Raw genomic sequence first — 11,608 nt, 5'->3', positions numbered from 1 at the left:
GGAGGCAAAATGATGGCTGAGAATCGTCATAAAACACTTGGTTTATCTGATCAAGATGTTCTTGAAATGTATGAAACAATGGTCATGGCGCGCAAAATTGATGAACGCATGTGGCTGTTGAACCGTTCAGGAAAAATTCCATTCGTTATTTCATGTCAGGGACAGGAAGCGGCTCAGGTTGGTGCTGCGTTTGCACTTGACCGCAAAAAAGACTATGCACTTCCTTACTACCGGGATATGGGTGTCGTTCTTGCGTTTGGCATGACTGCAAAGCAATTGATGCTTTCGGGATTTGCAAAAGCAGAAGATCCAAGCTCAGGCGGACGCCAAATGCCCGGTCACTTTGGACAAAAAGAAAACCGCATTGTTACGGGCTCATCACCGGTTACAACTCAAGTGCCTCATGCGGTTGGAATTGCTCTTGCCGGCAAAATGGAGAAGAAGGATCTTGTTACGTTTGTCACGTTCGGCGAAGGATCATCAAACCAGGGAGACTTCCATGAAGGAGCAAACTTTGCCGGAGTGCATAAGCTTCCTGTCATTTTTATGTGCGAAAACAATAAATATGCAATCAGTGTTCCATACGAGAAGCAAGTTGCATGTGAGAAAATCTCAGACCGCGCGATTGGCTACGGAATGCCTGGCTATACGGTGGATGGAAATGATCCTCTTGAAGTGTATCAGGCTGTAAAAGAAGCTGCAGACAGAGGGCGCCGCGGAGAGGGCCCTACACTGATAGAAGCAATCTCATACCGTTTAACTCCTCACTCAAGTGATGACGATGATCGTTCATACCGCGGACAGGAAGAAGTCTCAGAAGCTAAGAAGAATGATCCGATCTTAACATTTGCCTCTTATTTAAAAGAGACTGGCGTCATGACGGATGAGAAGGAAAAAGAAATTCATGACGAGATCATGAAGGTTGTAAACGAAGCAACAGATTACGCTGAAAGTGCTCCATATGCAGATGCAGAATCGGCACTTAATTACGTATACGCAGAGTAAGGGGGAAGAACAATGCCAGTCATTTCTTATATAGATGCTGTCACGATGGCGATTCGTGAAGAGATGGAACGTGATCCAAAAGTTTTCGTGCTTGGGGAAGATGTAGGCAAAAAAGGCGGAGTTTTCAAAGCAACAGCTGGATTGTACGACAAGTTTGGAGAAGAGCGTGTCATTGATACTCCGCTTGCAGAATCAGCAATTGCAGGTGTAGGAATTGGCGCAGCCATGTACGGTATGAGACCAATCGCAGAAATGCAATTTGCAGACTTTATCATGCCTGCAGTCAATCAAATCGTTTCAGAGGCAGCCAAAATCCGCTATCGTTCAAACAATGATTGGAATTGCCCGATTACGATTCGCGCTCCTTATGGCGGAGGCGTACATGGCGCTCTCTATCACTCTCAATCAGTCGAAGCTTTATTTGCCAATCAGCCGGGTCTTAAAATTGTGATGCCTTCAACTCCTTATGATGTAAAAGGATTGTTAAAGGCTGCAATTAGAGACAATGATCCAGTTCTGTTCTTTGAGCATAAAAGAGCTTACCGTCTCATCAAAGGCGAGGTTCCGGATGATGATTATGTGCTGCCAATCGGAAAAGCTGATGTAAAGCGTGAAGGTGAAGATCTTACAATCATCACTTACGGCCTGTGCGTTCATTTTGCTCTCCAAGCTGCAGAAAAGCTTGCGCAAGATGGGATTTCAGCGCATATTCTTGATTTGCGCACAGTTTATCCGCTTGATAAAGAAGCGATTATTGAAGCTGCATCTAAAACAGGAAAAGTGCTTTTGCTGACGGAAGATAACAAAGAAGGCAGCATCATGAGCGAAGTGTCAGCCATCATCGCTGAAAACTGCCTATTTGATTTGGATGCCCCAATCATGCGTCTTGCAGGTCCTGATGTGCCGGCAATGCCATATGCTCCAACAATGGAAAAACATTTTATGATCAATCCAGATAAAGTAGAAGCGGCTATGCGGAAGCTTGCTGAATTTTAAATAAGATTTTCATTTGAGGAGGGAACAGACATGGCAGTTGAACAGATGACCATGCCCCAGCTTGGGGAAAGTGTAACGGAAGGCACCATCAGTAAATGGCTTGTATCAGTGGGTGATACAGTAAACAAATACGATCCGATTGCTGAGGTTATGACAGATAAAGTAAATGCAGAGGTTCCATCTTCATTTACAGGTGTAATCAAAGAATTGGTTGCAGATGAGGGCGACACGCTTGCTGTCGGCGAAATCATTTGTAAAGTCGAAGTCGGCGGAGGAAGCGAAGGGGATCCAGCAGAAAATGAACCCGACACGTCTGCTTCTGAGGCAACAATAAAAGAGCAGCCAAAACAGCAAACGGATCAGTCAAATAAGAAACGATATTCTCCTGCTGTCCTGCGCTTGGCCCAGGAAAACGACATTGATCTTGAACAGGTTAGCGGTACAGGCGCCGGAGGAAGAATCACAAGAAAAGACCTGCAGCAAATCATTGAGAGCGGAAATATCCCGTCATCAGGAAACAAGGGAAATGCAGTTGTTCAAGAAGCGCCAGCTAAAGCTGAAGCAAAGCAAAATGTACCGGCAGCTGCACCTCAGAAAGCTGCACAACCAACTGCAGCTTCTGTTTCGGCACAGCCGGGAGATATTGAAATTCCTGTTACTGGCATCCGTAAAGCGATCGCCTCTAACATGCTTCGAAGCAAGCACGAGGCACCTCATGCCTGGACGATGATCGAAGTGGATGCAACCAATCTGGTTGAATACCGCAATTCTATCAAGAATGAATTCAAGCAAAAAGAAGGATTTAATCTTACTTTCTTTGCGTTCTTCGTCAAAGCTGTCGCTCAAGCTTTAAAAGAATTTCCGCAAATCAATTCTATGTGGGCTGGCGAGAGCATTATTCAGAAGAAAGACATCAATATCTCAATCGCGGTTGCAACAGATGATGCTCTGTTTGTGCCGGTGATTAAGCATGCAGATGAGAAGACAATTAAAGGCATAGCCCGTGAAATTTCTGAACTTGCAGGCAAGGTCCGTGCAGGTAAATTAACTGCAGATGAAATGAAAGGCGGCACCTTTACTGTAAACAATACAGGTTCATTTGGATCTGTGCAGTCTATGGGAATCATCAACTATCCGCAGGCTGCCATTCTTCAGGTGGAATCAATCGTAAAACGTCCTGTTGTAATGAACAACGGCATGATTGCAGTGCGAGATATGGTGAATCTGTGCATGTCGCTTGATCATCGTGTGCTTGACGGATTAGTGTGCGGCAGGTTCCTGGCCAGAGTAAAAGAAATTTTAGAGAATACGTCTATAGACACGACTTCAGTTTATTAATAGAAAAGCCATCACATTTTGGCATGTGATGGCTTTCATTGTTTAATGAAAGATTAAATCAGCAGTGTGTATCTGAACGAACTCCCCCCGGTCAGGGCGAATCCATTACGTTCCTTATCATTCATCTTTAGGAGCGAGCATTTGAAAATGATTATGTAAAATCGTGATGGTTTCAGGTGTTTTTGAATAAACCTCACCGTCTGTATCGACGCTCATTTCTTCTTTTGTTTCAATGTGCATGCTGCTTGCCTGATAGTGCATCAGCTGAGAATTAATATGATTCCAGTCAATGTTATCATTCATCGTTAATACTTCTTTAATAAGAGAAAAACTGGCTTCTTTGATTATAAAAATATCGGCAAGGCCGTCGTCAATTTTTATATCGGGATATGGCAGCACATTTGTGCCGATGATTTTGCCGTTGGCGATCAGCACCAGGATGGCTTCCTCCTCAATCCAGGTGTCATCTAGCTTCAGTTTGAAGTGAAATGGCTTCATGCTTTTGATCGTCCGAAAGGCACTCAGAAAATAGCTGACTTTTCCGAGCAGAGCTTTTTCGGTGTCATTAATATTTTCTGATGTTTCAGCAACAAGGCCGATGCCCCAAAAATTGAGAAAGTATCCCCCGCTTGTTTCTGCAGCATCCATACCCCGAATTTCGCCTGTAAATAATGCTTCAGCAGCTTTCTTTAAATTTTGCGGAATGCCAAGCGTTCTTGAAAAGTCATTGCATGTACCGCCGGGCAAAATGGCGATTACCGGCCTTTGAATTAATCCGCCAAGTCCGTTTATACACTCATGTACCGTGCCATCCCCACCCAGAATAATTCCGATTTCCATGTCTTCACTGTGCTTCATGCAGTATTCCTGTGCATCGAGAGGTTTTGAAGTTTGAAGCAGCAAAAGCTGCTCCACATGCAGGGAAATAATCGGAACGCAGATGCCAAGCGTCTTTTCCGCATCTTTCTGGCCGGCATTACCATTATATATCAGCATGCCTTTTTTATATTTTGCCATATAAAAACCCCTTATGAGCTTACAGAATAGGTTTAGAAATTTAGTAAATTGATAATGAACCTTATAGTAGAGATAAGAATTCTAATCGGAAGGAGAATAAGAAATTCTAGTGAAGTCAATACACTCCAGTAAAGTGTCGATTACCCATTTCCCCCGTTTTTTCCGTTTCTTTTTTTCTCCGAATTTTCTCTTCATCTTTAAATTAACCTCTCTTTATATAATTGAAACATTTTTTAGATAAATACGCGTCACTGAGTTTTAAGGTTTCAATATGATTGGAATTGCTGATTTCCTAAAGATATAATAAAATGAAATAGATTAAGTTTTTACTATTTTCAAAAATGTAAACGCATTCTTTTGCGTCAAGGGGGTGGGCTTCCTAACCGGGAAGCAGGAGTATGAAGCAAAGAATCAATCACGAAATAAATGATTTTGAAAAAGCATCCGAACAAATGTGGGTGGAAGAGGCTGAGAAAGCTTTAAAGGGGAAAAGCATTCAAAGTCTTTCAAAAGAAACATATGAAGGTATTTCTTTAATTCCATTATATACTCAGCACAATACGCAATTCAGCGGAGAAAAACTGGGTATGAAAGCCCAGCAGAAAAATGAATGGTCTGTCAGCCAAAAGCTTCAGCGTTCAAATACGCCTGCTCAGTTAAAAGAAGAAATCCAGGAAGCTTTGAAGCGGGGACAGGATATCATTCACTTAGAAAACATTGGCTATTTGGAAACCTATCAGGACATTTGCACAGCATTTGATGGACTTGATTTTGAACAAAAGGAGTTCCATCTTTCACTGCAGGGCAATATCGGATTTTTTCCATTATTTATTACTTATTTGAAAAACAAGAAATGTAGAGGAACATTCGCTTTTGATCCATATGGAGAATGGATTGGCGGAACGGATCTGCTTTCACCGGCAAAGAAGATTGAAATGCTTGCCGAGATGATCACTATTCTGGATGAGGAGAATTTGCCTAATGTAAGAGCTGTTTTATTCGGCGGTGAAATTTTCCATAATGCGGGGGGATCTGCAAGAGAAGAGCTGGCATATACGTTTTCCAATGCAATTGAGCTTATTAATGGATTAAAAGAACGCGGCTTTACCATCGATAAACTTGCTGACAGGGTCGGCTTTTCTTTCTCTGCCGGATCTCATTTTTTTATGGAGATTGCCAAGTTCAGAGCGGCAAAAAAAATATGGGCAACCATTTTGGCAGCATTCGGGACAAGTCCCGAGCGTCATCCAATCGTTTTACATGCTGCGGCATCTTCTTTTAACAAAACAAAGCATGATTTGCACGTGAATATGCTGAGAGCAACTACAGAAGCATTTTCAGCCGCTATCGGCGGAGTGAACAGCATAACGGTTGCATCTTTTGATGAAGTGCTTGGAGAAGTTAGTAAAACAGGTGACAGGATTGCAAGAAATACTCATTTTATTTTAAAAGAAGAAAGTCTGCTGTCTAAAGTCGCTGATCCTGCAGGCGGCTCATGGTACATTGAAGAGCTCACAGCAGAGCTTGCAGATCTTGCCTGGAAGGAAATTCAGTCTATCGAAACCATGGGCGGATTCGTGCAGGCAGCAAAGCAAAATTATATTCAGGACAAATTGAGGGAACTTCTTGCGCAAAGGCTGGAAGATGTCAATAAACGCAAGGTACAGCTAATTGGAACGAACCATTACGCGAATTTGCAGGAGCCTGAAAGAGAAATCCAAAAAGCTGAAGCGTATATCCATATTACAGAAGCTGTTGAAAATGACCGGGGTAAGAGGTTGAAAGATTGGATGATAGCAGCAAAAACGGTTAAAGCAAGTGAAATAAATGCGGGAATATTAAGTGATCAGTCAATGGCTGAAGTGAAACCTCTGTCAACAATGAGGCTCGCTGAACAATTCGAAGGACTAAGGGCTGATTCCATTAAATACAAAAGCAGGTTTGGCCATTATCCGAACGTTCATATCATGGTGCTCGGAAAGCTGCTCGACTATAAACCAAGACTTGATTTTGTTACAGGTATGCTCTCTGCAGGAGGAATAGAGGCTGTGATCTTGAAGCATGATCAGCCTGAAAGCTTTTCAGGGGACAAGCCTCTGATCGTATGCGGGAAAGATGAGGCATACGAATCGTTTGATTTCACACAGGCAACGCAAGGCGCCAATGTTTACGCAGCGGGCCGTCTTAATAAAGATCAACTTGAGCAGTGCGGCATTCATGAATGCATCTATCTGGGGATGGATGTTTATGCCTTCTTGAAAAAATTGCAGTTTCAATTGGGGGTATCGTAATATGGCTCGAATTAATTTTGCAAATGTAGAATTGATCAGCGATAGTTTTGCTGAAAAAAATCAGGAGAACGGACAAGCTGCAGAACCTTTTAAATCGAATGAAGGGATTCCTTTAAAAGCTGCTTATACTTCAGAAGACCGGAAAAATATGCCTTATTTGGACAGTTATCCGGGTATTGCGCCATTTTTAAGAGGTCCTTATTCAACCATGTATGTGAACAGACCGTGGACGATCAGACAGTATGCCGGTTTTTCAACCGCAGAAGACAGCAATGCTTTCTACCGCCGGAATTTAGCAATGGGACAAAAGGGTTTATCAGTCGCTTTTGATCTCGCGACGCACAGAGGATACGATTCAGATCACCCGCGGGTCGAAGGGGATGTGGGTAAAGCAGGCGTAGCTATTGACTCCATTCTTGATATGAAAATCCTTTTTGATGAAATTCCATTGGATCAAATGTCTGTATCGATGACGATGAATGGAGCTGTCCTGCCCATTATGGCATTTTATATTGTGACAGCTGAGGAACAGGGTGTTTCAAAGGAGAAACTTGCAGGCACCATTCAAAATGACATATTAAAAGAATATATGGTCCGAAATACATACATTTATCCTCCAGATACATCGATGAGGATAATAGGGGATATTTTTGAGTATACGGCGAAGTATATGCCTAAGTTCAATAGCATAAGTATTTCCGGGTACCATATGCAGGAAGCGGGGGCCACAGCGGATATTGAGCTCGCATATACCTTGGCCGACGGGCTTGAATATATTCGGACAGGGTTAAAAGCAGGACTGGATATTGATCAATTTGCTCCGAGACTGTCTTTTTTCTGGGCAATCGGCATGAATTATTTTATGGAAGTGGCAAAAATGAGGGCTGCCAGATTAATGTGGGCAAAAATTGTGAAGGGATTTGATCCTAAAAACCCTAAGTCACTGGCCCTCAGAACGCATTCACAAACTTCAGGATGGAGTTTGACGGCACAGGATCCGTTTAACAATGTTGTCAGAACATGCATTGAAGCCCATGCTGCCGTTATGGGCCATACACAATCACTTCATACAAATGCTCTGGATGAAGCCATCGCTCTTCCAACTGATTTCTCAGCACGTATTGCCAGAAACACTCAGCTTTATTTGCAGCAGGAAACAGGAATATGTGATGTGATCGATCCATGGGGCGGTTCTTATTATGTAGAATCTCTTACAAAACAGCTGATGGACAAGGCCTGGGCGCATATTGAAGAGGTTGAAAACCTTGGCGGAATGGCAAAGGCAATTGAAACAGGACTGCCTAAAATGAAAATCGAAGAAGCAGCAGCCAAGCGCCAGGCTAAAATAGATTCCGGAACGGAAACCATAATTGGCGTCAATAAATTTCAAGTGGAGGAAGAGGACCCAATTGAAATTTTAAATATTGATAACACAGAAGTAAGAAGAAAACAGATTGAAAGACTTCAGACTTTGAAGGATACACGAGATCAGGTCAAGGTAGACCAAACCCTTGAAGCGTTAACAGAAGCTGTTAGAAGCGGAGAAGGCAATCTGCTTGAGCTTGCTGTAGAGGCAGCAAGAGCAAGAGCAACTTTAGGCGAAATTTCCGATTCGGTTGAGAAGGCATCCAAACGGCATCAGGCAGTGATCCGTTCCATCAGCGGTGTGTACAGCTCCGAATTTTCAAATGAAGAAGAAATCGAAAGTGTAAGAAGAATGACGGATGAATTTTCCGAGATGGAAGGCAGAAGACCCCGCATCTTAATTGCCAAGATGGGCCAGGATGGTCATGACCGCGGTGCAAAGGTTGTGGCAACGGCTTATGCAGATCTTGGTTTTGATGTGGATATCGGTCCTTTATTTCAAACACCGGAGGAGACTGCTGCCCAGGCAGTTGAAAATGATGTTCATATTGTCGGCATGAGTTCTCTTGCTGCCGGCCACAAAACTCTTCTTCCTCAATTAATAAAAGAACTGAAGGCGCTCGGCAGAGAAGATATTGTCGTAATAGTTGGGGGCGTTATTCCTTATCAGGATTATGAATTTTTATTAAACAGCGGGGCATCTGCTATTTTTGGACCCGGTACCGTTATTCCGAATGCAGCGAAGGTGATGCTCGAGAAGATCTACGAAAGACTTGGCTATGAGGATGCAGAAGAATGACAGGAAGTCCTCAAAAGCGTAAAAAAGCGGGAAGCATTGAAAAGAGTGCAGAGCAATATATTGAGGGTGTACTGAATGGCGAGAGAGTTGCTGTTGCGCAGGCTATTACTCTAGTGGAAAGCAACGCCGAAAAGCATTTTGAAAAAGCGCAGCAAATGATTGAAGAGCTTCAGCAAAAAGAGACCTCTTCCGTAAGAATTGGGATAACAGGGGTTCCGGGTGCAGGAAAGAGTACGTTCATTGATTCTTTCGGGACGTATTTGTGCAGTCTCGGACATAAGGTTGCTGTGCTCGCTGTCGACCCAAGCAGCCAGGTTTCAAAAGGAAGTATATTGGGTGATAAAACGAGAATGGAGAGGCTCTCCCGTAATCCTGATGCATTTATCAGACCTTCTCCATCAAGCGGAACACTTGGAGGGGTAACGAGAAAAACAAGGGAATCCATTATTGTCTGCGAGGCAGCAGGGTATGATGTGATTCTCGTTGAAACGGTGGGTGTCGGGCAGGGGGAGTTTGCAATAAGGGGCATGGTTGATTTTTTCCTCCTATTAGTATTGACCGGTGCCGGAGACGAGCTGCAGACGATGAAAAAAGGAATTATGGAGCTTCCCGATCTTGTGGTTGTCAACAAAGCAGATGGAGATAACCTTAAAAATGCAAAAAAAGCTGAACATGAGTACAATCATATTCTTCATTTTCTAAAATCCTATACACAAGGATGGGAAACCAAAGCAGTGACCGCTTCTGCCCTCCATGAAACAGGAATACGCGAAATATGGGAGACAATATCCATTTTCGCATATAAAACGAAAGAAAACGGAACATTTGAAGGCAGAAGGAAACTTCAGCAGAAGGAATGGCTCTATGAAATGATTCAGGAACAGCTGAAGCATCACTTTTTTCAGCATACCTATATAAAAGGCAATATGCTGAACTATGAAAAAGACGTGATGGAAGGAAAGCGGCCGGTTTCAGGCAGTGTGAAAGAGCTGATATCTGCTTTTTTAGGCAGATAAGTGTTTTTTTCTGCCGAAGTCTTGGGGGCGGTTCCGCATTTCAGTGGTGTCCAGCTCCACCGCCTAACTCCTCGGCCAGAACGGATCCGCCGCAAAAGTCAAACCCGGACTTTTACGGCGGATCCTTATCTGTCTGCCTGCGATAAATAGGCGGTTCCGCATTTCAGTGGTCAATTGCCGCAACTCTTGGTAAAATGTATTTATTGTATGCAAAGGAGAGGTTATGACGTGAATATCGATTTTAATATGTTTATGAATGATGTAGTCGTACAGGCAAGAAAAGAAATCACGGCTGCAGGATATACAGAATTGACAACACCTGAAGAGGTGGAAGAAACGTTTAAAAAAGATGGAACAACCCTTGTGATGGTCAATTCCGTTTGCGGCTGTGCAGGCGGTATTGCAAGACCTGCAGCTGCACACTCTGTTCATTATGATAAAAGACCTGACCATCTTGTGACTGTTTTTGCAGGACAGGATAAAGAAGCAACAGCATATGCAAGAGAGCATTTTACTGGATACCCGCCTTCTTCACCATCGTTTGCCCTGCTAAAAGACGGCAAGCTTGTGGCTATGGTTGAGCGCCATGAAATTGAAGGACACGATCCAATGAGTGTTGTAGCAAAGCTACAAGAAGCTTTTGATCAGCATTGTGAAGAAATTTAAGCTGCCGTTAATACGGCAGTTTTTTTTTGTTTTTTTATTTCTGAAAAGTTTAACATTCTTTTCCAATATAGCAATTTTGCATAAAAATAAATAATTTATCTTTATATTGCATATTTATAAGTATGTGTTAAAATACACTAAGTCGGATATTTATTAGTGAAAAAATACTTGTAAAATATTATTCTGTAGAAGATAATATTATTAAATTTAGAATTTTAAGAAAATAACAAGGAGGAAGAAAATGAAGAAAGTATTATTGTTTATGATTTCGATCTTAGTAATTGGAGTTCTCGCTGCATGCGGAGCTTCAGACAATGGATCAGGAGAAGAGAAAAAGGTATTAAAAATGGCAACATCTGCAGATTATCCTCCGTTTGAGTACATTGATACGGCAAAAGGCAGCGACATCATCGGATTTGATGTTGATCTTGCAAAAGCAATCGGAAAAGAGCTTGGCTACGAAATTAAAGTAGAAGACATGGATTTCACTGGTTTAATTCCAGCACTTCAGGCTGAGAAGGCTGATATGGTTTTAGCTGGAATGACGCCAACGGAGGAACGCGAAAAAAGCGTAGATTTCTCAGATGTATATTATACAGCTAAACATATGATTATTTCTAAAAAAGGCAGCGGCATTAAATCTGTTGAAGACTTAGAAGGCAAGACGGTTGGTGTTCAGCTTTCTTCCATCCAAGAGGGCAAAGCGGAAGAAATTGCTAAAGAAGTAAATATCAAAGTTGAAAACCGCAACAGAATTCCTGAACTTATCCAAGAAATGAAATCAGGCCGTTTCGATGCAGCAATTATTGAAGATACTGTAGCAAAAGGCTATTTTGAAAAGGATAAAGAGTTAGAAGGCATAACAATTGAAGACGGGGAAACGGAAGAAGCAGGTTCTGCGATTGCTTTCCCTAAAGACAGCAAATATACTGAAGAATTCAACAAAGTACTTCAGGAAATGAAAGAAAACGGCGAGCTTGAAAAATTAGTAGTGAAATGGTTCGGCGGAGAAGCAAAATAAGCAAAACATAAGAAAAACGGAATCGCCCCTTTAGCTCAGGCATGACAGGTAAGAATCCGGCAGGAAAGTCCGGGTCCTGACTTTTTTGCCGGAT

9 protein-coding genes are annotated in these 11,608 nt (G+C 42.5%); 8 read left to right on the top strand and 1 reads right to left on the bottom strand.

Going from position 1 to position 11,608, the window contains the following annotated elements; all coding sequences use genetic code 11:
• Nucleotides 1-12: 12 nt before the first annotated feature.
• From LIT25_17985 to LIT25_17975, 3 genes are read left to right on the top strand one after another with little or no spacing between them, the layout of a single operon-like run.
• Nucleotides 13-1,005: a thiamine pyrophosphate-dependent dehydrogenase E1 component subunit alpha gene (locus LIT25_17985; GenBank protein ID USK32477.1), complete on the top strand. Its 993-nt coding sequence runs from the start codon at nucleotides 13-15 to the stop codon at nucleotides 1,003-1,005.
• A gap of 12 nt (nucleotides 1,006-1,017) precedes the next feature.
• Nucleotides 1,018-2,001, top strand: a complete 984-nt coding sequence (locus LIT25_17980) for an alpha-ketoacid dehydrogenase subunit beta (GenBank protein ID USK32476.1) — start codon at nucleotides 1,018-1,020, stop codon at nucleotides 1,999-2,001.
• A 30-nt stretch (nucleotides 2,002-2,031) separates the two neighbouring features.
• Nucleotides 2,032-3,339, top strand: coding sequence for a 2-oxo acid dehydrogenase subunit E2 (locus tag LIT25_17975; protein ID USK32475.1), 1,308 nt, complete (start codon nucleotides 2,032-2,034; stop codon nucleotides 3,337-3,339).
• A gap of 117 nt (nucleotides 3,340-3,456) precedes the next feature.
• Here the strand turns inward: LIT25_17975 and LIT25_17970 are convergent, their stop codons facing one another.
• Nucleotides 3,457-4,356, bottom strand: a complete 900-nt coding sequence (locus LIT25_17970; protein USK32474.1) for a YegS/Rv2252/BmrU family lipid kinase — start codon at nucleotides 4,354-4,356, stop codon at nucleotides 3,457-3,459.
• Nucleotides 4,357-4,754: 398 nt separating this feature from the next.
• Here LIT25_17970 and LIT25_17965 point away from each other — a divergent pair, with 398 nt between their 5' ends.
• From LIT25_17965 to LIT25_17945, 5 genes are all read left to right on the top strand, one after another.
• The gene (locus LIT25_17965; protein USK32473.1) at nucleotides 4,755-6,647 is read left to right on the top strand and encodes a methylmalonyl-CoA mutase family protein; all 1,893 of its coding nucleotides are present in this window, start codon (nucleotides 4,755-4,757) and stop codon (nucleotides 6,645-6,647) included.
• A gap of 1 nt (nucleotide 6,648) precedes the next feature.
• On the top strand, nucleotides 6,649-8,811 hold the full coding sequence (scpA, locus tag LIT25_17960) for a methylmalonyl-CoA mutase (GenBank protein USK32472.1): 2,163 nt from the start codon (nucleotides 6,649-6,651) through the stop codon (nucleotides 8,809-8,811).
• Entirely contained in the window at nucleotides 8,808-9,827 is a 1,020-nt protein-coding gene (gene meaB, locus LIT25_17955; GenBank protein ID USK32471.1) for a methylmalonyl Co-A mutase-associated GTPase MeaB, read from the top strand. The genes scpA and meaB overlap by 4 nt, the downstream gene beginning before the upstream one ends.
• A gap of 228 nt (nucleotides 9,828-10,055) precedes the next feature.
• On the top strand, nucleotides 10,056-10,493 hold the full coding sequence (locus LIT25_17950; protein USK32470.1) for a BrxA/BrxB family bacilliredoxin: 438 nt from the start codon (nucleotides 10,056-10,058) through the stop codon (nucleotides 10,491-10,493).
• A gap of 241 nt (nucleotides 10,494-10,734) precedes the next feature.
• Nucleotides 10,735-11,514 carry a transporter substrate-binding domain-containing protein gene (locus LIT25_17945; protein ID USK32469.1) on the top strand — a complete coding sequence of 260 codons (780 nt, stop codon included), beginning with the start codon at nucleotides 10,735-10,737 and terminating at the stop codon, nucleotides 11,512-11,514.
• Nucleotides 11,515-11,608 lie beyond the last annotated feature (94 nt).

Origin of the sequence: Bacillus sp. F19 (assembly GCA_023823795.1) — a bacterium.
Classification (GTDB): Bacteria; Bacillota; Bacilli; order Bacillales; family Bacillaceae; genus Bacillus_P.
The sequence above is the reverse complement of the archived record's forward strand: the minus strand, read 5'-3'. Positions and strand labels throughout refer to the sequence as shown.